The 26,131-nt window shown below is 67.0% G+C and carries 19 protein-coding genes; 11 read left to right on the top strand and 8 right to left on the bottom strand.

What is annotated here, in order from left to right:
• Window positions 1–8 precede the first annotated feature (8 nt).
• The 4 genes from F6X59_RS12320 to F6X59_RS12305 all read left to right on the top strand — a co-directional run bounded on the left by F6X59_RS12320 (window position 9) and on the right by F6X59_RS12305 (window position 6,552).
• Window positions 9–1,208, top strand: coding sequence for an LLM class flavin-dependent oxidoreductase (locus F6X59_RS12320; RefSeq protein ID WP_152956490.1), 1,200 nt, complete (start codon window positions 9–11; stop codon window positions 1,206–1,208).
• A 4-nt stretch (window positions 1,209–1,212) separates the two neighbouring features.
• Window positions 1,213–2,766, top strand: a complete 1,554-nt coding sequence (locus F6X59_RS12315; RefSeq protein ID WP_152956489.1) for an ABC transporter substrate-binding protein — start codon at window positions 1,213–1,215, stop codon at window positions 2,764–2,766.
• Between the two features lie 97 nt (window positions 2,767–2,863).
• Complete coding sequence (locus tag F6X59_RS12310) at window positions 2,864–5,440, top strand: TonB-dependent receptor plug domain-containing protein (protein WP_152956488.1); 2,577 nt, start codon at window positions 2,864–2,866, stop codon at window positions 5,438–5,440.
• 23 nt (window positions 5,441–5,463) lie between these two features.
• A complete protein-coding gene (locus tag F6X59_RS12305; RefSeq protein WP_152956487.1) occupies window positions 5,464–6,552 on the top strand; it encodes an LLM class flavin-dependent oxidoreductase in 1,089 nt (362 codons plus the stop codon).
• Between the two features lie 77 nt (window positions 6,553–6,629).
• Here the strand turns inward: F6X59_RS12305 and F6X59_RS12300 are convergent, their stop codons facing one another.
• The 7 genes from F6X59_RS12300 to F6X59_RS12270 form a co-directional block, all read right to left on the bottom strand.
• Window positions 6,630–8,405, bottom strand: a complete 1,776-nt coding sequence (locus F6X59_RS12300; RefSeq protein WP_152956486.1) for an ABC transporter ATP-binding protein — start codon at window positions 8,403–8,405, stop codon at window positions 6,630–6,632.
• A complete protein-coding gene (locus F6X59_RS12295) occupies window positions 8,402–9,229 on the bottom strand; it encodes an ABC transporter permease (RefSeq protein ID WP_152956485.1) in 828 nt (275 codons plus the stop codon). Before F6X59_RS12295 ends, F6X59_RS12300 begins: the two co-directional genes overlap by 4 nt.
• On the bottom strand, window positions 9,222–10,301 hold the full coding sequence (locus F6X59_RS12290) for an ABC transporter permease (protein ID WP_152956484.1): 1,080 nt from the start codon (window positions 10,299–10,301) through the stop codon (window positions 9,222–9,224). The genes F6X59_RS12295 and F6X59_RS12290 overlap by 8 nt, the downstream gene beginning before the upstream one ends.
• Window positions 10,294–11,871: an ABC transporter substrate-binding protein gene (locus F6X59_RS12285; RefSeq protein ID WP_152956483.1), complete on the bottom strand. Its 1,578-nt coding sequence runs from the start codon at window positions 11,869–11,871 to the stop codon at window positions 10,294–10,296. Before F6X59_RS12285 ends, F6X59_RS12290 begins: the two co-directional genes overlap by 8 nt.
• Window positions 11,872–11,881: 10 nt before the next feature.
• Window positions 11,882–13,069: an LLM class flavin-dependent oxidoreductase gene (locus F6X59_RS12280; protein WP_152956482.1), complete on the bottom strand. Its 1,188-nt coding sequence runs from the start codon at window positions 13,067–13,069 to the stop codon at window positions 11,882–11,884.
• 72 nt (window positions 13,070–13,141) lie between these two features.
• Entirely contained in the window at window positions 13,142–13,873 is a 732-nt protein-coding gene (locus tag F6X59_RS12275) for a class II aldolase/adducin family protein (protein WP_152956481.1), read from the bottom strand.
• Window positions 13,874–13,894: 21 nt separating this feature from the next.
• Window positions 13,895–14,950: an ABC transporter substrate-binding protein gene (locus F6X59_RS12270; RefSeq protein WP_152956480.1), complete on the bottom strand. Its 1,056-nt coding sequence runs from the start codon at window positions 14,948–14,950 to the stop codon at window positions 13,895–13,897.
• Between the two features lie 293 nt (window positions 14,951–15,243).
• On the opposite strand from F6X59_RS12270, the gene F6X59_RS12265 reads away from it, so the two are divergent.
• The 3 genes from F6X59_RS12265 to F6X59_RS12255 are packed head-to-tail and all read left to right on the top strand — an operon-like array spanning window position 15,244 to window position 20,141.
• On the top strand, window positions 15,244–16,476 hold the full coding sequence (locus F6X59_RS12265; protein ID WP_152956479.1) for an acyl-CoA dehydrogenase family protein: 1,233 nt from the start codon (window positions 15,244–15,246) through the stop codon (window positions 16,474–16,476).
• Window positions 16,477–16,522: 46 nt separating this feature from the next.
• On the top strand, window positions 16,523–18,298 hold the full coding sequence (locus F6X59_RS12260) for an ABC transporter ATP-binding protein (RefSeq protein WP_152956478.1): 1,776 nt from the start codon (window positions 16,523–16,525) through the stop codon (window positions 18,296–18,298).
• Window positions 18,291–20,141, top strand: coding sequence for an ABC transporter ATP-binding protein (locus F6X59_RS12255; protein WP_152956477.1), 1,851 nt, complete (start codon window positions 18,291–18,293; stop codon window positions 20,139–20,141). Before F6X59_RS12260 ends, F6X59_RS12255 begins: the two co-directional genes overlap by 8 nt.
• Window positions 20,142–20,160: 19 nt before the next feature.
• Here the strand turns inward: F6X59_RS12255 and F6X59_RS12250 are convergent, their stop codons facing one another.
• Window positions 20,161–20,328: a hypothetical protein gene (locus F6X59_RS12250; protein WP_152956476.1), complete on the bottom strand. Its 168-nt coding sequence runs from the start codon at window positions 20,326–20,328 to the stop codon at window positions 20,161–20,163.
• A 28-nt stretch (window positions 20,329–20,356) separates the two neighbouring features.
• On the opposite strand from F6X59_RS12250, the gene F6X59_RS12245 reads away from it, so the two are divergent.
• The 4 genes from F6X59_RS12245 (at window position 20,357) to F6X59_RS12230 (ending at window position 26,109) form a co-directional block, all read left to right on the top strand.
• On the top strand, window positions 20,357–21,508 hold the full coding sequence (locus F6X59_RS12245; RefSeq protein WP_152956475.1) for an LLM class flavin-dependent oxidoreductase: 1,152 nt from the start codon (window positions 20,357–20,359) through the stop codon (window positions 21,506–21,508).
• An 18-nt stretch (window positions 21,509–21,526) separates the two neighbouring features.
• Entirely contained in the window at window positions 21,527–22,591 is a 1,065-nt protein-coding gene (locus F6X59_RS12240; protein ID WP_152956474.1) for an ABC transporter substrate-binding protein, read from the top strand.
• Complete coding sequence (locus tag F6X59_RS12235) at window positions 22,588–23,646, top strand: ABC transporter substrate-binding protein (RefSeq protein ID WP_152956473.1); 1,059 nt, start codon at window positions 22,588–22,590, stop codon at window positions 23,644–23,646. The genes F6X59_RS12240 and F6X59_RS12235 overlap by 4 nt, the downstream gene beginning before the upstream one ends.
• Before the next feature lie 219 nt (window positions 23,647–23,865).
• Window positions 23,866–26,109, top strand: coding sequence for a TonB-dependent receptor (locus F6X59_RS12230; protein ID WP_152956472.1), 2,244 nt, complete (start codon window positions 23,866–23,868; stop codon window positions 26,107–26,109).
• Window positions 26,110–26,131 lie beyond the last annotated feature (22 nt).

The raw sequence follows: 26,131 nt of genomic DNA, 5'->3' as shown, positions 1-26,131 counted from the left end.
GCCATCCCATGAGCATCGAGTTCTTCACCCGCCTGCCGCTGCATGGCGAAACCCAGTACCTGCCCGGCGACCCGCGCAACCGCGGCGACTGGCACGCCGGCGGCCCCAGCACCGGCGCGGTCTCTGCCTTCGCGGTAGGCGACCACTTCAGCTACATCGACTACCTCGGGCAGATCGCCCGGGCGGCGGAGATCAATGGTTTTGGCGGCGCACTGATGGTCAATGCGCCGACCGGCGAGGAGCCCTGGACCGTCTGCTCGCTGCTGGCCCGGGAAACCCGCACGTTGAAGTTCGTCACCGCCTTCCAGCCTTACCACTACACCCCCTGGGTGGCGGTGCAACAGGCCGCAACCTACCAGCGCGCCACCGGCAACCGCTTGGTGTGGAACATCATCAACGGCGGCTCGGATGCCATTCAGCGCCAGGTCGGCGACTTCGAGGGCCATGACCAGCGCTACGCCCGCGCCACCGAGTTCATGGACGTGGTGCGCGGCTATTGGCACAACGAGCAATTCCATTACCAGGGCACCTACTACAGCGCCGAAGGCGGCGGCTTGCGCGGCCCGCTGAAAAAGGCCGAGCTGCCGCTGATCTGCACCGCCGGCTCATCGGAGGCTGCCCGCGAATTTGCGGCCAAGCATGCGGACTTCTACCTGATGCGTGCCGAGCACCCGGACGAGATCGCCGCGCTGATCGCCGACATCCGTGCCCGCGCGCTGAAGTGGGGCCGCAGCGACATTCGCTTCGGCCTGTCCATTGATGTAATTACCCGCGACACCGAAGAGGCTGCGCTGGCCGAGGCCAAGCGCTTCTTCGACGAAGGCGTGGCCAAGGGCACGGTCAAGGCCCGCGCCGCCCACGCCGGGCTGCGTACTGCACGCAAGCTGAGCTACGAACATGGCTACAGCGAGAAGGACGAGCAGCAGGCGTTCGACGACTTTTTCATTCACCCCAATGTATGGACCGGATTCGGCTACATCGGCATCCCACCAGGCTGCGCGCTGGTGGGCAGCTACAGCAATGTGGTGGCGCGCATCCGCGAGTACCACGGCATCGGCATCGACCTGTTCTTCCTGGCCGGCTACCCGCACCTGGAAGAGGCCTACCGCCTTGGCGAGCACATCCTGCCGCACTTCCGTGGCGAGCGCGCAGCCCTTGCCCGGCCGGCCGCCACCGCCGTGCAACTGCACGCCAGCAATGGGGGCTGAGGCCATGACCAGGGACGGTTACCCACTGAGCCGGCGCAGCTTCCTCGGGCATGCCGGCGTACTGGCCGGCGGGTTGCTCACCGGTTGCGGTGCCGGCGACAACCCCGGCAGCGCCGTGGCCGACCAGCCACGCTACGGCGGGCGCCTGCGCCTGGGCATCATCGACGGCAACCAGAGCGGCAACCTCGACGCCCACAAGCCGGTTGGCAGCGGCATCGTGCGCGGCTTTGCGCTGTACAGCAAACTGTGGGAATGGGATGAGCAGATGCAGCCGCGCCTGGCCCTGGCCGAATTCGCCGAGCCCAACGCCGATGCCAGCGGCTGGACCTTGCGCCTCAAGCCTGGGCTGGAATTCCACCACGGCAAGACCATCGATGCCGACGACCTGATCTTCTCCATCCGCCGCCTCACCGACCCGCAGCTGGCCTCGCCCTATGCCGCCCTGCTGCACTGGGTCGACCGCGACAACCTGGTCAAGCTTGACCAACGCACTGTGCGCCTGGCCTTTCGCGAGGGCCGCAGCTACATGCCGCTGCCAGAAACCTGGGTCAACTTCGGCGGCATCGTGCCGGTCGATTATCACCCGGTCAGCAACCCGGTTGGCGCCGGCCCCTACAAGCTCGAACGTTTCACCCCGGGCCAGCGCTCGCTGTTCACCCGCTTCGCCAACTATTACAAACCCGGCAAGCCGTATGCCGACGAGCTCGAGATCATCGACTTCAAGGACCAGACCGGCCGCCTGGCGGCGCTGCGCGCCGGGCAGATCGACATGGCCAACGTGATGTCCACCGAACACCTGCAGGTGCTGCAGGCCGACCCGCGCTTGCGCCTGCTCAAGTCGGTGAGCGGCAACTGGCTGTCGTTCGACATGAACACCGCCAAGGCGCCGTTCGACGACCCGCGGGTGCGTGAGGCGTTCCGCCTGCTGGCCGACCGTGAGGAGCTGGTGCGGCGTGCGCTCAACGGCCAGGGCCGGGTGGCCAACGACTTGTATGCACCGTTCGACCCGACCTTCGATCATAGCCTCGGGCCTCGCCCGCACGACCCGCAACGGGCCTCGCAGTTGCTCAAGGAGGCAGGCCAGGAGGGCCTGCAGGTAGAACTGGTGACCACGCCGGGTCCCGGGCTTGCGTCAGCGCTGGTGCTGGCCGAACAGGCGCGGCGCATCGGCGTGACAATCAGCGTGCGCCAGGTCGACCTGGCCACCTTCCAGGGGCCGCAACGCAATGACTGGACCCTGAGCACCGGCGGCAGTATCGGCGCGCCATTCCTGGCCAGCGCCATCCACACCGACGCGCCTTTCGCCGTGGCCAACAAGACCCATTTCCACGACCCTGAATTTGCCGAAGCCTTCCTCGCCGCCATGGCCCAACCGGACCTGGAAAAACGCAAAGCGCTGGTGCACCGCGCACAGCGTATCCAGTACCAGCGCGGCGGCATGCTGATCTGGGGCTATGCCGACCTGCTCGACAGCGTCAGCAACCGGGTTGGCGGCGCACAGGCAGAGCAATCGCTGTTCAGTACCTGGCGATTCGAGAGCCTGTGGCTGAAAAGCTGAACGTCCGGCCGCCAGCGGCCACTCGCTGAATCCCCCAACCGCAGGCGCGGCTGCGCCCTCGCTTTTCCCTTTCCCGAACAGAACGAGGCCCAGCCACATGCTCCGCGTTGCCCTGCTGCACCCGACATTCAGGCCCAGCTCGCTGGCCCTGGCCATCCTGGCTTCCAGCGCGCCCTTCGTCCAGGCCGAGGACACCCAGCTGCAAACAGTGACCGTACAGGCCCGACAGGCCGACGACGATGCCCTGCCCACCCGGCCAGCGGCCTCGATCTACGGCGGCCTTGAAGCCAAGCTGCTCGACACCCCGCGCTCGGTCACCCAGATCAACGCCGAGCAACTGGCCCGCGACCCGATCCGCAGCTCGGACGACCTGGTCAAATATGCCCCCGGGATCACCCGCGGTGGGGGCCAGAACGCCGGCATCGCCCCGCAGATGCGCGGGCAGAACACCGAGGTATTCCAGGACGGCCAGCGCGCCTACGGCGTGCGCCACCCGGCCAACTTCAACGCCTACGAGGGCGCCGACATCGTTGCCGGGCCTTCCTCGGTGAGCTATGGCTCGGTCAGCGGCAGCGGCGGTTACGTCAATTACCTGAGCAAAAAGCCCGACTTCAACCAGTTCCGCACCAAGCTCAGCGGCGATATCGGCAGCTGGATCCCCGACGGCGAATCGCGTGATGCCACCCGTTTCAGCATCGACAACACCGGCCCCCTCAGCGACAGCCTGGCCTACCGGGTCAGCATCACTCGCCAGCGCCAGGAAGATTTCTACGACAACGTCGAAAACAACTTCGACGCCTTCTACGGCGCACTGGCCTGGCGCAACGACAACGTGCGGGTGGACTGGAACGCTGCCTATGACGACTATTTCGACTACAACATCACCCATGGCTGGAACCGCGCCAGCCAGGATCTGGTCGACCACGGCAAGTACTACGCTGGCCGCGCCACGCCGATCATCCAGAACGGCAAGACACTGTGGTCGCCGGTGCTGTCATCAGGTGCCGCCGACGCCCAGGTGCTCGGCTGGGTACAGCGCCAGCGCAATGCCCAGGGCCAGTACGCAGTCGTCAATGGCAGCTTCCAGGGCGCCTCGCCCAACACCCAGGCCAGCCCCGGCAGCCTGCGCGGCTGGGTCTACGACCCGTCGCTGGCGGGCAATGGCCTGACCTCGCTGTCGTCGCAGACCGGCCAGCGCGACGAAGACCAGAACCGCTCGCGGCGCTTCACCACGCAGCTGCGCGTCGAAGGCGAGCTGACCCCGGCCATCACCCTGGCCAACAGCACGTTCTACCAGCACTCCACCGACAGCACCGACGCGGTGGGGGCATTCCAGGTACAGGGCAAGGACGACATCTTCGACAACCGCTTCGAGTTCCGCGCCCGCGGCCAATGGCAGCTGGGCAGCCTGACCCTGATCGATGACAGCAACACCGGGCTGATCTACCGTCGCGAGTCGAATGAATCGATTGCCGCGAACAACAGCTTCGGCTCTACCATCAACGCCTACGACCTGACGCTCGACCCAACGCTGAAGAACCCCGGTGACCTGCTGGGCCTGGCCGCGCGCAACCCCGCTGGCGGCAACGCGGCCTGGATCGGCCAGCCTGGCGTGCCGCAGTTGTCCAGCTATTACGGCTGGCTCAACCTGCCGGCCATGTACCCGGCCGGCCATGGGCTGTACGCCGAGTCGGTGGCGCCCTATACCGCCGACAGCACCTGGACCACCCGGACCCTGTTCAGCCAGCACAACCTGCGCCTGGGTGATCGCCTGGGGTTGAACCTGGGTGCCAGCCGCAGCTGGATCGACGCGCACATCGAAAACCCCTTCGTCCTCGCCGGCGGCAACCCACGCAAGGACGCAAACAACTACCGATTGTTCTCGGTACAGGTCAGCCCCTATTTCAAGCCCTCGGAAAACAGCACGCTGTACTACACCTTCGATCGCTCGCTGGCGGTCAATACCGGCTTCTTCACCAACGGCCTGGGCTGGGGCAGTGGTGCCGGGGCCAACCTGCTGAACCCGCTGGCCTTCGAAAGCCTCAGCGTGCTGCATGAGCTGGGGCTGAAGGTCGAGGCCATGCCTGACCAGCTGTTCTTCACCCTGGCCGCCTACCGCCAGGCCCGCGACCAGGCGCCGGACAGCAACAACAACATCGCCCGGCTGATCGTCAAAGGCTGGGAAGCCACCCTGCGCTACCAGGACGAGCACCTGCGCGGCGGCCTCAACCTCAGCCGTATCAGTGCCTACAACGAGTTCACCAGCCAGGCGGGTTTCGCCTCGGCCGGCTTCATCCCTGACAACGGCACCGTGTTCGGCGACAACAACAGCCTGAACCAGCGTCCGTCCGGCAGGTTCGATGCGGTGCAGATCCCCGAATACAACGCCGGCGGCTACATCGACTACCGCTTCGCCTCGGGCTTTGGCGTGGAGTTGTCGGGCTGGTGGACCAGCAGCTGGTACCTGAACCTGAGCAAGACGGTGAAGGTGCCCGACGAGTACAACCTCGATCTCGCCGCGTACTACCGCCAGCCCCAGTGGGGCGTGACGCTGCGCATGCTCAACGTCACCGATGAGCTGAACTTCGTCAGCGGGTTGGCCGGCTCGACCAACACCTTCCTCCAACCCATGCCGGGCCGCACCCTGCTGGCGCAGGTGGATTACCAATTCTGACCCCCACACATAAGGCCACGTCCATGTCCATTGAATTCGTCGGTATGATCTTCCCCCGCCAATGGTCGGAGACCCGCGGCGTGCGCACGCCCGACTTCGACCTCCCGTTCATCCGCCATCATGCCCGCGCCCACGAGCACGCCGGCTTCGACCGGGTATTGATCGCCAGCGGCCCAGGCAGCGCCGACAGTTTGCAGATCGCCGCCTATGCCGCCGCGCACACCGAACGCCTGGGTTTCATGATCGCCCACCGCCCAGCCCTGACCGCGCCCACGGTGGCGGCGCGGGCCTTTGCCACCCTCGACCACACCACCGGTGGCGGGCGTATCCGCCTGCATGCCATCACCGGGATCACCGCCGAGCCCCAGGAAGGCGACAGCCTGCTGGACAAGACCGAGCGCTATCGGCGCACCGATGAATACCTGGAAATTGTCCGCCGCACCTGGACCGCCGAGGAGCCCTTCGACTTCCAAGGCCGCTATTTCAACATCAAGGGTGCGTTCTCACCGGTCAAGCCACTGCAGCAGCCGCATATCCCCATCTCTTTCGGTGGCTCGTCCGACATCGCCTACCAGATTGCCGTCAAGCACGCAGACTTTTATGCCCTGTGGGGTGAACCGCTGAGCGGCGTCGCCGAGCAGATCGCCAAGCTCAAGACGGCGGCCAGCGCCGCCGGCGTCGCGGCGCCACGGGTCAGCCTGTCGGTGCGGTTGATCCTGGGCGCCACCGAGGAACAGGCCTGGCAGCGCGCCGAACAGATCCTGGCGCAGATCAAGGCCAACCCACAGTTCGCCGCCGACAGCCCGTGGCAGAAGCGGATCAAGGGCACCGGCTCCGAGCGCCTGCTCGCCGCGGCGGCACGCGCCGACCGGCATGACCGTGCGCTGTGGATGCCAACCGCGACGGCGGTCGGCGCCTACGGGGATACCACGGCACTGGTGGGCACGCCAGAGACCGTGGCGCAGGCACTGCTGGATTACGTCGACCTGGGAGTGACCACCTTCCTCAACCGCGGTTATGACCCGCTGTATGACACGGTGGACTATGGGCGCTGGATCATTCCGGCGGTGCAGGAGGAGGTGCGGCGCCGCCAGGCCAGGTTTGCCGGGTAGTTGCAACGCTGCAGGCAAACAGGGCTGCCAATGCAGCCCTGTTTGCCTGCGCTCATTGCGCCATGCAGAGGATCAGCCTACGCCAGGCTCGGTGAATGCTCGATCAGCGTTCGGGTATAGGCGGCGACCGGCTGCCCAAGTACCTGGTCGGCCGAGCCCTGCTCCACCACCCGGCCCTGGCGCAACACCAGCACCCGATCGGCAATCGCCCGCACCACGCCCAGGTCATGGGTCACGAACAATAGCGTAAGCCCTTCATCCTGAAGCCTGCGCAGCAGTGCCAGGATCGACGCCTGCACCGACACGTCCAGCGCCGAGGTAATCTCATCGCAGACCAGCAGCTTCGGCTGGCAGATCAGTGCCCGGGCAATCGCTACCCGCTGCCGCTCGCCACCGGAAAGGCTGTTGGGGTAGAGCTGCGCAATGCTCGCCGGCAACGATACCCGCGCCAGCACCGCCTCGACCTGGCGCTGCGCCTGCACACCACGGGTACCGAAGAAATGCTTCAGCGGTGCGCTCAAGATTTGCGCGATGGTCTGGCGTGGGTTCAACGCCCGGTACGGGTTCTGGAACACGTACTGGATCTGGTGGCGCTGCCGCACATCACGTTGCCTGGCGGCAAATGCCAAGGGTTGGCCCGCGTAGCGAAGCTGCCCTTGGACGTTTTCACCCAGGCCCGCCACGGCCCTGGCCAGGCTGGTCTTGCCCGAGCCGGACTCACCGACCAGCGCCAGGCATTCACCCCGGCGCACGGCGAGCGAAACATCGAACAGCACCTGGCGGTCATAGGCCACATCCAGGCCTTGGATCTCCAGCAGCGGCGCTGCGTCATGCGTCGCGGCAACCGTAGCAACCGTTTCGTGCAAGGCCATGGCCTCGCGCAGCGGCGCCAGGCAGGCCACCTGATGGTCCGGCGCGTGGCCAAGCAGCGCGGGTTCGATCACCGCGCATTCGGCACGACGCTTGGCACACCGGGGCGCGAACGCACAGCCATGAGGACGCTGCCCAGGGGCCGGGGCATGCCCGGCAATCGCCTGCAACGGCTGGCGCCGGGCAATGTCGGGGATGGCCGCGAGCAAGGCGCGGGTGTAGGGGTGCGCCGGGGCCTTGAACAGCCTGTCGCGCCCGGCCACCTCGACCAGTCTGCCGGCGTACATGACCATCACCCGGTCGACCAGGTCACGCACCACCGCCAGGTCGTGGGTCACATACAACGCGGCCACACCCTGGCTGCGGCACAGGCGCTTGAGGGTATCGAGCACATGCGCCTGGGTGGTGACGTCGAGCGCCGTGGTCGGCTCGTCAAGCACGATCAGCCTGGGCCGCAGGACAAACGCCAGCGCCAGCATCACCCGCTGCTGCTGGCCGCCGGACAGCTGATGCGGGAAGCGCCGCAGAAATCCCTGGTCATCGGGCAAACCGACATCGACCAGGGTTTCGCCGATGCGCCGGTCAAGTACGCCCCGGGCCAGCGCCGGCTCATGCGCCAGCAGGGTTTCACGCAGCAACGTGCCAATGCGCAATGCCGGGTTCAATGCCGTGGCCGGGTCCTGGGCGACGTAGCCGACCATACCGCCCCGGGCCAGGCGCAGGGCTTCGCCGTGCAGTTCGAGCAGCGCCTGCCCGGCCACCGCGATATGCCCCGCGACAATCCGCGCACCCTGCCGGGCATGGCGCAGCAAGGCGGTGGCCAGGGTGGTCTTGCCCGAACCGGACTCGCCCACCAGGCCGACGATTTCCCCCGCCGCCAGGCTGAACGAGACGTTGGCCAGCACATCGACCTCGCCCGCCAGTTCCACGCGCAGGTCGCGAACCTGCAAGACTTCGCTGCCCCGCTTGAACGCTGCATTCATGGCTGTATCTCCCCAATCCGTGCACTGACCCGGCCGATGCCTTCGGCCAGAATGTTGGTGCCATAGGCGAACACGCCGATCAGCAGCGCTGGCGCCAGCACCGCCCATGGCTGCACCAGCAGCCCGGCCTGGTTTTCGTTGATCATCAGGCCCCAGTCCGCCGCTGGCGGCGCCACCCCATAGCCCAGAAAACTCAGCCCCGAGAGCATGCCCACGGCCCAGGTCAGCATGTTGCCGAAATGCACCAGCAGCGGCGTGAGGATATTCGGCAGGATCTCGTTGAACAGGATGCGCCAGCGCGGGTAACCCATCATCTGCGCGGCCTCGACGTACTCCTGCCCGGCCACCGCCACCGCGCTGCCACGCGCCAGGCGCACTACCCCGGGGGTAAATGCAATGGCCACGGTCAGCACGATCAACCACGGTGCACGGCCCAGCATCGAGACGATCAGCAGCACCAGGATCAGGTCCGGGAATGCCAGCGAAACATCCGCTGCCCAGCTGATCGCCTGGTCCAGCCGGCGCCGCGAAAAACCGGCCAGCAGGCCCAGGCTGCCGCCGACCAGCAAGGCCAGGGTCGCCGCTGCCAGCGACATCCAGAGCACCGACAGGCCGCCGCTGAGCAGCCGCGACAACAGGTCGTGGCCGAGGAAGTCATGCCCCAGCGGAGCGTCGGCAGTCGGTGGGCCGAACACCGGCCCGAGCATGGCGGTCGGTGCATGCGGAGCCAGCCACGGGCCAAGCAGTGCCAGCAAGGCCACCATCAAGGTGATCACAGCGCCGCGCCGCACCTGCGGGTCAGCCATCCAGCGCGAATCAGTCATGCTGCGCCTCCTGGGCAGGTGAGCTACGTGTTCGCCGCCACCAAGGGCGGATACCGCGCCGGTTGCGACGGATCATCCTGACCCGGTGCGCGGTACGCAGCCTGGGAGTAAGCAGAACCGTCAGCAGGTCGGCCAGCAGGTTGATCAGCACCACCGCCAGGGTGATGACCAGCACCACGCCCTGGATCATCGGCAAGTCGCGCATCTGGATCGCGGCGTTGAGCGCGGTGCCGATGCCGGGATAGCTGAAGATCACCTCGGCCAGCAGCGCGCCGCCGACCAGGGTGCGCAGGGTCAGCGCCACCCCCTGGATGGCCGGGGTAAGGGCGTTGGGCAACGTATGGCGCCAGACGATACGCCGCTCGGGGATGCCCCGCAGGCGTGCGGCAACCACGTAGTCGGACTCCAGCGCTTCGATCATCGAGGCGCGCACCATGCGTGTGAGGTAAGGCAACGCCGACAGGCTCAGGGCAATCACCGGCAGCACCAGGAACTGCAGCTGGCGCCACAGCGGTTGCTGCGGATCGAGGATCGAAACTGCAGGCAACCAACCCATGCCGGGCATGGAAAACAGCAGCACCAGGCCAATGGCCAGCAAAAAGCCGGGCGTGGCCTTGAGCAGGATCAGCGCCGACAGGCCCCAGCGGTCCAGCGGCCGGTCGCGGCGCAAGGCCAGGCTCACCCCCAGCAGCAGCGCCAGCGGCACCACCAGAGCCAGCACTCCGGCCAGCAAGGCCAGGGTATGGCCCAGCCGGCCGAACAGCAGCTGCGCCACTGGCAGCTGTGAGTCCAGCGAAGTGCCCAGGTCGCCGCTGAGCGCCGCGCCAAGCCAGCGCAGGTATTGCATCAGGATCGGTTGGTCGAGCCCCAGCTGGCGCTGCAAGGTGAGGATGCTTTGCAGCGGCGCATCGGGGCCGAGAATCACCCGCGCCGGGTCCGAGGGCAGTGCCTGGGTGGCGATGAACACCACCAGGCTGATCACCCAGGCGGTCAGCAGGCCGTAACCCAGCCGGCCAACGAACCAGGCCAGCCAGGCGGGTGTGCGGGGGGAACGGTGAGCGTGATCAGGCATGGTTCAACCAGAGTTCATCGAAGCGCCAGGAGGCGAAAGTGGTTTGTTCCGGGGCCAGCCCGCCGACCTTGGCAGAGGCGGCATCGAGCACGTCCGAGAAGCCCCAGATCAACAACCCGCCCCGTGCGTGCTGGATGACCTGGGCCTCGTGCACCAGGGCCTTGCGCCGCTCGAGATCGGGCTGGGCCAGGGCTTGCTGGTACAGCTCGGTGAAGCGCGGGTCGTGGAAGTTGCTGCGGTTGTAGATGGCCTGGGGCGCATCGTTGTGCAACGCGGTGGCGAGAAAACCACGCGCCGGCGTCGAACCCGGCGACAGTTGCCACTGTTCGCGCTGCGGCCCATTGAACACCGAGGCGTCGACCTGGTTGACCTTGACCTGCACCCCGGCCTTCTGTGCCTGCTGCGCGAACACCAATGCCGCATTGACGCCAGCCCCCGGCGTGGTGGTCAGCTCGACGCGCAAATCCTCTTGCCCCGCCTGGCGCAGCAGCGAGCGCGCCTGGTCGAGGTCGTAGGGGCGCTGGCCGATGGCGTGGTTGTAGGTCGGGTCGTGTGGCGAGTACAGGTCGTTGGCAATGCGGCCAAAACCATTCAGCCCGCGCGCCACCAACTCCTGGCGGTCGGCCAGCAGGCGGAACGCCTGACGCACGCGCAGGTCCTGGAACGGCGCCTTGGCCAGGTTCAGGTTGAAGCCGGTGAACGAGGTGGTGGGCGAGGCATACAGGCGCAGCCGCGGGTCGGCCTTGAGCAAGGCACTGTGCTCGGCCTGTACGCCGCTGGCCACGTCGATCTGCCCGGCGCGCAACGCCGCCGCGCGTGCGACCTGGTCCTTGAATTCGATGATTTCCAGCTCGTCGGCGTAGGGCTGGTTGGGCTTGTAGTAGTTTTCGAAACGGCTGTAGAGCGAGCGCTGGCCGGGGATGAAGCTTTTCAACCGGTACGGCCCGGCGCCGACCGGGTTGAGCTGCGGGTGATAATCGGTGGGCACGATGCCGCCAAAGCTGATCAGTGTTTCATCCAGTGGATAGAAGCTCCGCCCCTGCTTGAAGCGGACCTCGATGGTGCGCGTGTCCAGCTTGCGCAGCGCCTGGCGGTCGATCGCGCCAACCAGCCCGGCAAACGGCGAAGCCAATTGCGGGTCGGTCAGGCGCAGGATCGAGAACAGCATGTCATCGGCGCTGATGCTCTTGCCATGGTGGAACTCCAGGCCTGGCTTGATACGGATGGTCCAGGCACTGGCATCGGCATTCGGCTCGGCAAACTCGGCCAGCGCCAGGCGCGTGCTGACATCGGCGTTCCACTCCCAGAACTTGGCATACAGTGCCCAGCCGCGGATGATGCCGCCGCCCACCGGCTTGTGCGCATCGAGGTTGCCCGCCTGGTCGCCATCGATGATGCCCACCCGCAGGCGGCCGCCCCGCACCGGGGTGGTCGCCTGCGGTGGGTTGGCCGCCGTCGCCAGGGGTGCCCCGCCGTCACAGCCACTGAGCAGCCCGCCGCCAAGCAGCAGGCCGCCGCCAACCGTCAGGCTGTTGCCGAGAAACGCCCGGCGCGAAAACAGCTCGCTCATCACCCTCTCCTCAGGCAGGTTGCGCCACGCGCGGCGTGCTTGCCGCGCCCAGGCGTGGCACCTCGAAGCCGTGGTCCAGCTCCAGCAGCGGGAACAGCAGGTCGGCCACCCGTTGCGCCTCGTCGATCAGCGGGAAGCCCGACAGGATGAACGCTGAAGTGCCCTGCGCTTCGTACTCACGGATGCGTGCGGCGACCTGCTCGGCGCTACCGACCAGGTAAGTACCTGCGGCTGGACCGAGCAGGTTGAAACCGAACAGGCTGGGGCCGAGCCAGACATTGGGATAGATCTCCAGCTCGCGCGCCGTGGGCAGGCGCCCGGCGCGGATGCTGTCGAGGTTGCGCTGGATGCGCGGGTCGTCACTGACATAGCTGTCCAGGGTCTGGCCTGGCGGCAGTTGACGCTCGATGGCGGCCCGCGCCGTGGCCAACGAGGTGCGCTGCAACAACCGTTCGGCATGGGCCCAGGCTTCTTCCTCGGTCTCGCGGACAATGACCTGCAGGCGCGTGCCATAGGTCAGCTCGCGGCCGATCTTCGCCGCCTGCTCCGCCACGCGGCGGAACTTGTCACCGAGCTTCTGCGGAGTGTCGGCAAAGCTCAGGTAGACGTCGAGCAATTGCACCGAGTGGGCCACGCCTGGGGCCGACGTGCCCGCGCCCCACAGCGGGATGCCGGGCGTTTGCCGAGGCGGGTGCCAGCCGCCCAAGGGGTGCCGGGCCGCTGCCGGGGAACGCGGCGACAGCTTCACGTAGCGCCCGTCATAGCCGTCGGTTTCACCCGCATAGAAGGCCTGGAAGGCGCGCCAGTACTCCAGGCTGAAGTCGTAGCGCTCATCGTGCGGGTAATGCACGCCCAGCGTCGCCAGGCCGGCGTCGTTGCCATTGACCACATTGAACAACAGGCGGCCGTTGGAGAACTGGTCAAAGGTCAGCGCCCACTTGGCCAGCACCGCTGGCGATAGCTCACCTGGATGCTGGGCAACCAGGAAACGCAGGCGCGAGGTGGCATCGATCAAGGCCGCCGACACGGCCAGGCTTTCGTTTGGGCTGGAGCCGAGCAGCGAGCCGTAATAGCCCAGGCGGTCGGCCGCCACGGCCAGTTGCTTGAGGTGCTGGAAGTCGGTGTTCCAGCGCCCTTCCGGCTCCCAGGGATAGGGGCCGTCGGGGGTGGTGAGGTACCAGAGGATCTTTACCGCCATGTGGGGGGTCCTTGCGTTGGATGAGAGGTTGGCCAGCAGGCCTGCGGGGCGCGTTGCGCCCCGCAAACCGAATCAGCTGCGCCGGTCGCTGCCGGGCACCAGGCCCAGCTCGGTCGCCCGCTCGTACAGACCGCTCATCTTCCATTGCTGGGTGAGCACCCCCGGGCCGTAGGGCCGCGAGCCACCGAGGGCATCGGCAAGCAGCTGGATCTGCGCGCCCTCCTCCAGCAGCAGGATGAACTCGGCAGTGGCACGCAGGCCCTGCTTGCCCCACACGGTGGAGCCGCCATTGGCTTCGAGAATCGCCAGGTTGAACGGGTTTTCGGCGATCTTTTCCAGGATGAAGTCCACTTCTGCCTGCCGGCGATCGATGTACACCGGCAGTTCGCGGGCCAGCTGGTAGCGCTGCACCGGCACATAGTGGAACGGCAAGGTGCGGTGGGTCTGGGCCCAGGCGCCAAGGTACGGGCTGTGCACATGGGACACGGTGGTGACGTCGGCGTGGGTCTGGAACAGCTTGGTGTAACGCCCCAACCCGCCCTTGCCCTTGCCGACGATGACGTTGCCGGCAAAGTCGGTGACGGTGGCCTGCAGCGGCTTGCGCTGGTTCCATGGGCCACCGTAGTTCACCGACACCAGCAACTCCTCGCCCGGCAAGCGCTCGATGAAGCCCACGGTGCCGTTGGCGGTGATGGTGTTGGTTTCGCGGAATACGGTGAAAGCGGCCTCGGCCTCGGCGACCACCTGGTCGATGAAGGTTTGCAGTTCGGCGGTGACGGGGCGTTCGTTGATCAGTACGGTCATGTCGATTCTCCGGATACGGGGTCAGGCGCGGCGCTGGGCCAGCAGTTGTCGGGCAGCTTGCAGGGGGCGCGGATCGACCCATTCGGCGATATCGAAATCGCCTTCCAGGAAGCCGTGCAGGTACAGGAAGGTCTTTTGCTTGCCTAGGAAATCCAGGCGCTGTGCAGAAAGGTCCGGTGCCAAGGTGGTGTGGTACTCGCCGCGGTAGGCCTCGGCCACGCCCTGGCTGCCGGCGCGGGTCTCGTCTTCAAGGAAGCGATTGAGCGCCTCGCGGTTACCGGCGGCCCACTCGGCAGCACGCAGGGTCTGGGCGAGGAAGCGCACCACCAGCTCGTAATGGTTGTCGACCAGGCTCTGGTGCACGGTGATCGGCCGGGGCGTGCCGTTGTTGATGCGCTGGCTTGGGTCGGGCAGCAGGTCGAGATCGACCCCCACCACCAGGCCCAGGCGGCGTGCCGCATCGGCCGCCGCAGCGCCTTTGACGTAGACGGCATCCACCTCGCCGCGTGCCAGGTAATCGAGCCCCGACCACAGGCGCTGCAGGCCCAGCTGCGGGGTACTTGCGTCGGCCTGGTCGAGCAATGCCACCTCCACCAGTTGCACGTCGTCCAGGTGCAGCCCAGCCGAGGCCAGCGCGCCCTTGTAGCCCTGCAGGCTCATGGCCCGGGCGATGCTGCCAGGGCGGCTGTCGCCCCACGCTGGCAGGGCCAGGCGCTTACCGCGCAGGTCGGCGGCACTGCGGATGTTCGAGTCCGGGCGAACCAGGATGGTCTGCCATTCCTCGATCCAGGTCAGACCGATCAGGCGGCTCGGCGAACCTGCGGCACGGGCGGCCAGGGCCGGGACATTGCCGCCTTCGCGAAACAGCCCCGGGAGCTGATGATCGTAGTGATGATGGCCCAGCTGGCGGGCCTCCTGCAGGGTCGAGACGGGCAGGCCGTCGCGGGCGAACTCTTCGTCCAGCCAGCCGAGCTTGTAGGCGATGCCCGAGGCGGTGGGGACCGGGCAGCGGGTGAACCAGATGCGGTCGAGGGTGGCAATGTCGTCCGCAGGCGGGATGGGGGTAGCGAGGGTCATGGCGTGGCTCCTTGGGGCGTCGTCCTGGCCCTGTTGCAGTGTGCGTGCCAACCGCTGGAGGCCTTGATTCACGGGATAAGGCGGCGGCGGCCGGGCGCCGACTGCTGGGCTGGGAGCAGGATTGCGGGCCGGGTGCTGCCAGATCAGCACAGCACCTGCCGGCCGCTGTTGCCCGAGCAGCAGTGTCAAGGCCGAGGCCTTGTGCCATGAGGGATTGCGGGCGATGGCAAAGAACTTGCTCAAGGCTCACAGGCAAACGCCCTGGCCTTTCCAGACAACCTTCGAGACCCCTCATGAGCGCCATCGAACCCAACCCTTCCCACCGCCTGAACAGCGAAGCCGATGCCATCGCCGCCGCCCGCGAGGTCGCCGCGCAAATCGCCCTGATCGCCGCCGACCCCGGCAACAACGGCCAACTGCCTCGCCGCCAGGCCGAACTGCTGTCGAGCAGCGGCCTCACCGCCATCGGTGTGCCGGCCGCATTCGGCGGCCTCGGCGCCTCGGTGCAGACCATCGTCGAAACCGTGCGCCTGATCTCCATCGCCGACGGCGGCGTCGGCCAGTTGCTGCAGATCCACAATGTGATGCTGCGCGGCATCTTCAGCGGTTATGCCGATGACGTTCGCGACCGCCTGATCGCCGACGTGCTCGCCGGCAAGCGCCTGGGCAATGCCCTGGCCGAGGTCGGTGGCAAGAACAAATTCGCCCTCAAGACCCGCGTCGAGCGCCGCGCCGATGGCAAGCTGGTGCTCAATGGCAGCAAGTTCTACTCCACCGGCGCTTACCTGGCCGACTGGATCTCGCTGACCGCCGCCAGTGAAGACGGTGGCGTCGGCGTGTTGCTGCACCGTGACACACCTGGGCTGACGCTGGTCGACGACTGGGAAGCCTTCGGCCAGCAGAACTCGGTGAGCGGCACCGTCAAATTCGACGACATCGTCCTCGATGAACGCTACCTGTCGCGCCGCAGCGGCCCGATGAAACGCACCGGGCTGACCTTCCCGCAGATCCTTCACGCCGCCATTGACACCGGCATCGCCGCCGGCGCGTTGCAGGCCGGCATTGATTACCTGCGTGAACACGCCCGCGCCTGGGTGGAAAGCGGCGTCGACCGCGCCAGTGACGAGCCCCATGTGATTCGCCAGATCGGCGAGTACGCCGTGGCCCTGCGCGGCGCCGAATCGCTGCTGCGCGATGCCGCGCGCGTGTTCGACGCACATGAGCGTGACCCGGAGGACAAGGCGCTGCAGGACGAGCTGATTCTTTCCGTGGCCACCGCCCGCGCGCATTCCGACGCCGCCTCGCTGAAGATTTCCAGCGACCTGTTCTCGTTGCTCGGGGCCAGCGCCTCGTTGAGCAAATGGAACCTCGACCGCTTCTGGCGCAACGCCCGCGTGCACACCACCCATGACCCGATCCGCTGGCGCCTGCACAACGTCGGCAACTACTACCTCAACGGTGCCGACCCGGGCGAGTACACCGCCGTGCTCAACGCCAAGGAAGCCCAGGGCGCGACGCGCCGCTAACCCCCATGCAAGGGGCCGCCATGCGGCCCCGGTACCGAGTCTCTACATGAACCACCCCCTCCTGCGCGCCTTGGCCATCTACCGTGAAATGCCCTGGCGCTTCGCACTCGTCACCTTTTTGTACATCGCTGGCAACCTGGGCCTGGTCTGGCAACAGTGGCTGATCGGCCATGCGGTCAACGATGTCAGCAGCGGCCGCGCCGTGATGCGGATGGCGGACGGCAACCTCGATGCCACCCTGGCCTGGCACTGGCTGTGGCTGCTGCTGGCCATCGCCCTGGGCCGCGGCCTGCTGCAATACGCGGCGGCGGTGCTGTCACTGGTGCTCAGCCAGGCCCTGCTCACGCGCCTGCGGGCGCGCATCCTGACCCAGGTGCAGCGCCTGCATCTGGGCTACCACTGGCGCCACGGCATGGGTGAGCTGGTGACCCGCACCACCCGCGATGCCGACAAGGTACGCGACGCGCTCATCACCTTCTGGCGGCAGATCATCGAAACCCCGCTGGTGGTAATGGCCGCCGTCGGCCTGCTGTGCTGGTACGACGCGCTGCTGGGGCTGGTGCCGCTGTTGCTGACCGCTGTCGGCCTGTGGCTGTTCGTGGTCCAGACCGATCGCCTGGTCAGCCTCGACCGTGCGGTGGGTGCCGCCTATGACCAGGTCAGCCAGGACCTGGCCGAAGGCATCGGCGGGGTGCGGGTGATCAAGGCGTTCGGCCTGGAGCAGCAACGCATCGAGCGCTTCGCCAGCCAGGTTGGCGTGTTCACCGGGCATGCCCGCGCCGCCCTGGGCTACGCCAGCTCACGTATTCCGCTGCCGCAGGCGGTGGTCGCGCTCGGGCACGTGTGGATTCTGTTCTATGGCGCCCACCGGGTGGCAGCGGGCGCGCTGGGCATCGGTGAGCTGGTCACCTCGCTGCTGGTGGCCACCACCCTGGTGTTTCGGATCGAGGGCATAGGCCGGGTCATGCAGACCTTCGCCGACGCCCGCGCCAGCGCCGAGCGCATCTGGCAACTGCTCGACGAACGCCCGGCAATTGTCAGTGGCCCTGTCCCGCTGCCGGCCGGGCCGCTGGGGCTGAAGCTGCAACAGGTGCGAATCGGCGCGGTGGAAGGCGGTCGCGACATTCTGCAGGACTGTTCGCTGACCCTGCAGCCGGGTGAAGTCGTCGCCCTGGTCGGCGCCACCGGCACCGGCAAGAGCCTGCTCGCCAGCTTGCTGCCGCGCCTGGCCGATGTGCAGCACGGCGCTGTGCTGGTCGGCAGCGACGCTGCCGGTTGGCACGATGTGCGCGGCCTGGACCTCGCCGAACTGCGCCGCAGGGTGCAGGTGCTGGCGCAAGAGACCTTTCTGTTCTCCGACAGCCTGGCCAGCAACCTGCGCCTGGCGGCGCCGCAGGCCAGCACGGCGCAATTGCATGAGGGCCTGCGCCTGGCCGCCGCCGAGGACGTGCTCGAACGCCTGCCCCATGGCCTGGATACCCCATTGGGCGACCGTGGCGTGACCCTGTCCGGCGGCCAGCGCCAGCGCCTGTGCCTGGCCCGTGCGCTGCTGGCGGCGCCGGACATCCTCTGCCTGGACGACGCCACCAGTGCGCTGGACGCATTGAGCGAGCGCCGTGTGCTGGACAATATCCGGCGCCTGCGTGGCGACACTGGCCACGGCCCGACCCTGCTGCTGATCAGCAGCCGCCTGTCGACGCTGCTGTTGGCCGATCGCGTGCTGATGCTGGCGAACGGGCGCATCAGCGCCAGCGGCAGCCATGCCGAGCTGAGCGCCAACAACGCACACTACCGTGACCTGCTGGGGATCGACCATGACTGACACGCGCAACAAGACCCCCAGCGATATCGAGATCGAACAGCACCTGGCCCGCCAGGCGCTGGACCGCGGCATGTTCCACCGCCTGCTGCCGTTGTTGCGGCCGATTCGTCGGCAGATCCTGGCCGTCATCGGCATCGAGCTGCTGTTGGTGCTTACCGTGTTCCTGCGGCCCTGGTTCGTCCGCGAGTTGCTCGACAAGGGCCTGGTGGCCGATGGCGGGCACTGGCTGCTGGACGAGCGCCTGGTGCTGTGGCTGAGCCTGGGCCTGGCAGCCAGCTGGCTGGGGCGCTTCATGCTCGCCGGGGTGTCGCAGTGGATTGCCGGGGGCGCTGCCATTGGCGTGCTCAACGACTTGCGGGTCAAGGTGTTCGCCCACGTCCAGGCACTGTCGGTGAGCTACTTCGACCAGACCCGCGCCGGGCGCATCATCGCGCGCGCCGACCGTGATGTGGATGCACTCGAGCCATTGCTCGTGCAGGGCCCGCCGGAGCTGCTCGGAGCACTGCTGCGCTGTGGCCTGGCGGCGCTGATGCTGTGGCGAATCGAGCCCGCCTTCTTCTGCAGCCTGGCCGCCACGGTGCCGCTGCTGGCCATCGCCACCTGGCGTTTCAAGCGGGTTTCCCAGCGCAACTGGGCCAAGGTTGCCGAACAGCGCAGCCGCTTCACCGCGCACCTGGTGGAGAGCGTCAGTGGTGTGCGCCTGATCCAGCAGTGTGGCCAGGAGCATGCCAACCAGGTGCGCTACCAGGGCCTGCTGGAGGACTTCAACCAGGCACTGATCCGCGGCAGCCTGCGTGCCGGCTGGTTCGCGCCGTTCACCGCGCTGCTGAGCACGGCGGGCATGGCGGTGCTGTTACTGGTGGGGGGCTATGGCCTGGCCGAAGACAACGTCAGTGTCGGCCAGGTGGCAGAGAGCCTGTTCTATGTGCTCCTGTTCCTCGGGCCTTTGCAGGAGCTGTCGGACCTGTTCGAGCGCTACGCTACCGGCAGCGCCTCGGCGCAGCGGATCTTCCTGCTGCTCGACACCCGTGCGCAGGTGCTCGACCCGCCAACGCCGCGCCCGCTGGCCAGAGCCCAAGGCAAGGTAGACTTCGAACAGGTCGGTTTCTCGTATGCCGCGAACGGCTCACGGCCAGTGATCGACCGGCTGGACCTGCACATCCAGGCCGGCGAAGTGCTGGCCCTGGTGGGCCCCTCCGGGCATGGCAAAAGTACCTTGGTACAGCTGCTGACGCGCTTCTACGAGGTACAGCATGGCGCAGTGAAGCTGGACGGCATCGACCTGCGCGAACTGGCCCAGCACGACCTGCGGCGCAACGTCGGCGTGGTGCTGCAGGACAACGTGCTGTTCAGCGGCAGCATCCTCGACAACCTGCGCCTGGTCGCGCCGGATGCCGACGATGCCCGGCTGGTGGCGGCGGCGCGCGAGCTGGGGGCCGACGAAGTGCTCGAACGCCTGCCGCAGGGTTACCACAGCGAAGTCGGCCCGCTTGGCGCACACTTGAGCCACGGCCAGCGGCAACTGGTGTGCCTGGTGCGCGCCTACCTGGCCGACCCTGCGGTACTGGTGCTGGACGAAGCCACCTCGGCGGTGGACGTGCACACCGAGCGACGCATCCAGCAAGCCCTGCGCCGGCTGTGCCAGGGGCGCACGGCAATCATCATCGCCCATCGCCTGGCAACCATTCGCGACGCCGACCGGATTGCCGTGATCAGCCGCGGGCGCGTGGTCGAACAAGGCGCGCATGCCGAGCTGCTCGGCAGGAACGGGGCTTACGCGGCCTTGCATGAGGCTTACCTGCGCAGTGCAGGTGAGGTCCTGCCAGACGTCATGCCGGCCTGACGCATGATTTCGTCGGCCGCTACGCGGGCACGCCCGGGTAACGGCCGGGCATGCCCATGCTGCTCTTCCAGCATCCACTGCTGCCCGATTGCTGCCACAGCAGCACCTCGACCTTCTCTGGCAACGCAACCCCCCGCGCCACAGGCCCCGGCGCCGCATGGCACAGCGGTTGCAGCACCCTCGCCATCCCACACCCTCCCCCTTCAGGAGCCCCCATGACCACCGAATTCTTCTGGCGCCTGCCGCTGGGCACCGACGGCCCGCAGCTCTCCACTGACAGCCACAACCGTGGTAATCCGCAGCACCGCCCCGGCCACATCGCCCCCGGTCGCCTGCCCAACGGCGAACGCGACGGCTTCACCTACATCGACTACATCGCCCAAGTGGCCAAGGCCGCCGAGCTCGCAGGCTTCGAGGGCGCCCTGCTGCCTACCGGCCCGGAGCCTTGGATCGCCGCCGCGGCACTTGCCCGGGAAACCAGGCGCATCCGCTTCCTGATCGCCTTCCAGGCCACCTGGACCTTGCCTGCCTATGCCGCGCAACAGGCCGCCATCTTGCAAAACCTCAGCGGTGGCCGGCTGGACTGGAACATCATCACCGGCGGCAACCCGGCCAGCCAGCGCGCCAATGGCGACTTCCTCGAACACGACTTGCGCTACCAGCGCACCGGCGAGTTTCTCGACGTGATCCAGGGCCTGTGGCAGAACGACACGTTCTCTTACGAAGGCCAGGTCTATCGCCTGGAAAACGGCAGCCTGCCAGCGGGCCTGCAACATGAACGCAAACCGGGCGTGTATTTTTCCGGCTTCTCCGATGCCGCGCTTGGGGTGGCCGCGCGCCATGCCGATGTGTACCTGAACTGGGCCGAGCCGATCGACAAGCTCAAGCCGCACATCGAGCGTGTCCGCGAACTGGCTGACAAACAAGGGCGCACGGTGCGCTTCGGCCTGCGCGTCGACCTGTTCGCCCGCGAGACCGAGGAACAGGCCTGGCGCGAACTGCGCCAGCAGTTCGAGCGCCTGGAAGGCAAGGCCAGCGCATCGGCCAAGGGCTTCGTGACCGGCTCCGACTCGGTCGGCGCTGCCCGCCAGGCGGCTTATCACCAAGGCTTGCAGGGCTTCGACGAACTGATCCTGGCACGTAACCTTTGGGCCGGTTTCGCCAAAGCCAAGCCCGGCCCGACCGTGGGCCTGGTGGGCAGCCACCAGCACATCGCCGAACGCCTGGCCGAGTACCGCGATGCCGGCTTCAGCACGTTCATCCTGGCCGCCAACCCGCACCTGGAAGAAGCCCTGCGCATCGGCCAGGAAGTGCTGCCACTGGTTCAGCAAAGCCCAGCATCCGCCCCCCTCAAGGCCAGCGCCTGACACCCTTGGAGCAGCAACATGAGCGAACCTTTGGATACCCTCTGGTATACCCGCTGCCCGGTGCCCACCGGCCTGGGCATCGCCGTACAGCAAGGCTGGCTGCAGGATGACCTGGCTCGCCTGGGCACCCGCGTGCAGTCCCTGCGCGAAGCCGAGCAGCAGACAGTGCGCGAATCGCATTTCGACCATAGCCTGCGCAACTCGGTACGCCATGGCGGCAGCATCCCGGCCATCTGGGCCCGCGCCCAGGGCCGCGAAACCCGGGTGATCGGGCTGTCCTGGGCCGATGAGGCGCAGTTGATCCTCACGCGCCCCGACAGCGGCATACAGCACGTGAAGGACCTCAAGGGCCGGCGCTTCGGCTTGCCCGACTGGGCTGCGGCACAGATCGACTTCACCCGCGCCCAGGCCCTGCGCGGCCTGGAGAACGCGCTGAAGCTCGAAAGGCTGCAGGTTGGTGATGTCGAACTGGTCAATTACCGCTACGACGGCACCTTCAGCGACCGCCCGGTGCGCAACGTCGCTGGCACACCGGTTTCCAGCACCCAGAGCGAGGGCCGCAACCTGGAACTGGCCGGCCTGCTGCGGGGCGAGGTGGATGCGATCTTCCTCAAGGGCGCCAGCGCGGTGCAACTGGCCCATGCCTTCGCCCTGCACACGGTGATCGACACCGGCAGCCACCCCGACCCGCTGATCCGCAGCAACAACGGTACGCCGCGCACCCTGGCGGTGGACAGCCACCTGCTGCAGCAGCACCCACAGGTCGCCAGCACCCTGCTCGCCTCGGTACTGCGTGCCGAGCGTTGGGCCCAGCAACACCCGGACGACACCCGTCGCTACCTGGCGCGGGAAACCAACAGCAGCGAATACTGGGTCAGTGTCGCCTACGGCAGCGACGCCCACCTGCGCCTGAGCACCCGCCTGGACGAGCAGGCCATCTTGGCTTTGCAGGACTTCGTCGAGTTCCTCAAGCGCTGGCGCTTCATCCCGGCGCGTTTCGATGTGCGCGACTGGATCGACCCGCGCCCGCTGGCCCAGCTGCTGGCCCCCACCCCCCTGGACAGGAAGCCCGTCACACCATGAGCAAGCCTTTGCAAACCCTCTGGTACACCCACAGCCCCGTCCCCACCGGCCTGGGCATCGCCGTGCAGTCCGGGCGGCTGGCCGAGGCCTTTGCGCCTTTCGGCACCAATATCCAGTCGCTGCGTGAGTCCAGCGAACGCGAGGTACGCGAAGCCCACTACGACCACCACCTGCAGAACTCGGTGCGCCACGGCGGCAACATCCCGGCGATCTGGGCTTATGCCAGCGGCGTCGACACCCGAGTGCTGGGGCTGTCGTGGAGCGACGAGGTGCAGCTGATCCTGACCACCGAAGAGAGCGGCGTGCGCAGCATCCGCGACCTGAAGAACCGCCGCTTCGGCCTGCCCAAGTGGGCCAACGTGCAGATCGACTTCACCCGCGCCCAGGCCCTGCGTGGGCTGGAAAACGCCCTGAAGCTCGAAGGGCTGGCGGTGGCCGATGTCGAGTTGGTGGATTACCCCTACGGCGGCACCTACAGTGATGATGCCAAGCAGCATCTGTATGGCGCCGAAGTGAGCCTGGGCACCAGCCGCTTCAGCCGCCGCAACAACGAACTGATCGGCCTGTTGCGCGGCGACATCGACGCGATCTTCCTCAAGGGTGCCCACGCCGTGCACCTGGCCCACGAGTTCGGCCTGCGCGTGGTGGTCGACACCGGCAGCCACCCCGACCCGCTGATCCGCAGCAACAACGGCACGCCGCGCACCCTGACCGTGGACAGCCACCTGCTGACCGAGCACTTCGATGCCAGCCGTACGCTGGTCGACACCGTGCTACGGACCGAGCAGTGGGCCTGGGCCAACCCGGAGGACACCCGGCGGTTTCTGGCCCGGGAGCTGAACACCAGCGAATACTGGGTAGCCGCAGCGTACGGCGACGATGCCCACCGTCGCCTGCGTACCACGCTGGACAGCCGCTCGATCGAGGCCCTGCAGGACTTTACCGAGTTCCTGTTCAGGTGGGGCTTCATCCCGCGCCGCTTCGATGTGCGCGAATGGATCGACTTCAGTGTGCTGGAGAGTGTGATCGGCTCGACTTCGCGCTTGGCGGTGTAAGGGATTGGGGGCTTTGCGCCCCCAACCTTTTGCAACCGATGCTGCTGCCTGACCAGCACCTGCTGCCCCAGCAGCAGCCACCAAGCACCCCACTGCTGCCCCGCCTGCAGCAGCCGCCGAAAAATACCAATAAATCATTACAAATCAACAGCTTATAAACATGGCACAGTCCCTGCTCTAGCTCTCCCCAACAACGCTTTACATACGGGGAGAACCACCATGCACCAACGCCACCCACTGGCCCGCCAGATCAGCCTCGCGCTGTTGCTGGCAGGCACCGGCAGCCAGGCCATCGCCGCCAGCGAAGACAACAAGAACGAAACGGCCCTGGAAACCGTCACCGTCACTGCCCAGCACCGTGAGCAAACCCTCCAGGAAGTGCCGGTCGCGGTATCCGCCATCAAAGGCACCAGCCTCGCCGCCGACGGCGTACGCGCGATGGGCGACATCACCACCTTCGTGCCCAACGCCTCGGCCAAGAACCCCGATGGCGACGGCCGCCCGCGCTGGTACATCCGCGGCCTGGGCACCGGCGATACCGGTGCGGCGACGGTGTACCCGGTGGGCATCTACGCTGACGACGTCTACCTCAATGCCCCGATCGCCGGTGGCGGGCCGCTGTTCGACCTGGAGCGCATCGAAATCCTGCGCGGGCCGCAGGGCACGCTGTACGGCAAGAACACCACCGCCGGCGCGGTCAATGTGATCTCGAAGAAGCCGACGTTCGACACCGACGGTTACGGCACCGTTGGCTTCGGCAGCAAGAACGAGCGCATCCTCACCGGCGCCGTTGGTGGTGCGCTGGTCGATGAAAAGCTGGCCGGCCGGGTGGCGCTGTATTCCGAGGAGCGCGACGGTTTCCAGAACAACGACTTCGACGGCCACACCTACGGCGACGTCAACAAGAAGGCTATCCGCCTGCAGTTTCTGGCCCAGCTCAACCCCGACCTCGACGCCCTGTTGAAGCTGCACAGCCGCCAGTTCAAAGGCGACGGCAGCAACGGATCGTTGCCGGTGGGCCGTTATTACAACGTCGGTTACCAACGCCCCAATGGCCGTGACATCTCGGTCAACGTCGACGAAGACTACCGCCTGGACCACGACGGGGCATCGCTGACCTTCAACTGGTACCTGGGCGACTACACGCTGACTTCGATCAGCGCCTACGACTACATCCGCAACCGTTCCACCACGGATGCCGACTACACCCCCTACGAGGTCAATGGCGCGGCGATCACCGACAACAGCTACCGCCAGTGGTCGCAGGAGCTGCGCCTGGCCTCGCCCGAGGACCGCCCGCTGCACTGGCTGGCGGGCGCCCACTATTTCCACGAAGACCTCGACAGCTCGGCGCAGCGTATCGTCACCCCGGGCCCGACGCCCAACGGCACTGGCTCCAACCAGGTCGGCACCACCGCGTTCCGCGACCTGGGCTATGACCACCGCACCGACAGCTATGCGCTGTTCGGCAACCTGACCTACGACTTCACCGATGCCTTCAGCGTCACTGGCGGCCTGCGCTGGACCCAGGAGAAGAAGGACATCGACCTGGACCTCACCCAGTTGACCCGCGCCACCGCCAACGGCCCGCTGATCCCGCTGGCTGGCGTGGGCACCAACGGCAACCGCCAGGAAGACAAGACCTGGCAAGCCTGGACCTACGACCTGACGCCTGAGTACCGCATCAACGACAACCTGCGGGTGTTCTTCCGCTACGCCCACGGCTTCCGCTCCGGCGGCTTCAACACCGGCCTGTCGACCAGCCTGGCGCAACTGACCACGGTCGACCCGGAAGAACTGGATGCCTACGAGCTGGGCCTCAAGTCGGAGTGGTTCGACCGCCGCCTGACGGTCAACGCCAACCTCTTCTACTACGACTACTCCGACATCCAGGTGAACCTGCTGACGGTCAATAACGGTGTGCTGACCACCGCACTGACCAACGGCGCGAAGGGCAAGGTCAAGGGTGCCGAGCTGGAAATCGAAGGCCAACCGACCGAGCGCCTGCACCTGCAGGCGGCGGTGTCATTCCTCGATACCGAATACACCGACTTCAAGAACACCAACCCCAACACCGGCGCGGTGACCGGCGACTACAGCGGCAACAGCTTCGTGCGCTCGCCGCGCAACGTGGTGTCGCTGGGCGCCGACTACACCATCCCACTGGAGGTGGGCGGCAAGCTGGTAGCAGGTGGCGACGTGAGCTTCCGCGACAAGGAATACTTCCTCGCCGACCGCCAGAGCAGCGCCGACAAGACCCTCAGCCAACCGCACTACACCCTGGCCAACACCCGCCTGACCTGGTTCAGCCCGGATGAAAAGCTCAGCGTGACCGGTTTCGTCAACAACGTCACCGACCGCCGCTACCAGGTGCATGGCCGGCCCAACGGCAGTGCCGGGCAATACGTGATCACCTACGGCGACCCGCGCACGGTCGGCCTGAGCGTCACCAGCCGCTTCTGATGTGCCCGTGGGGCTGCCGCGC

This window comes from Pseudomonas sp. MN1F (genome assembly GCF_009391885.1).
GTDB lineage: Bacteria > Pseudomonadota > Gammaproteobacteria > Pseudomonadales > Pseudomonadaceae > Aquipseudomonas.
The sequence above is the reverse complement of the archived record's forward strand: the minus strand, read 5'-3'. Positions and strand labels throughout refer to the sequence as shown.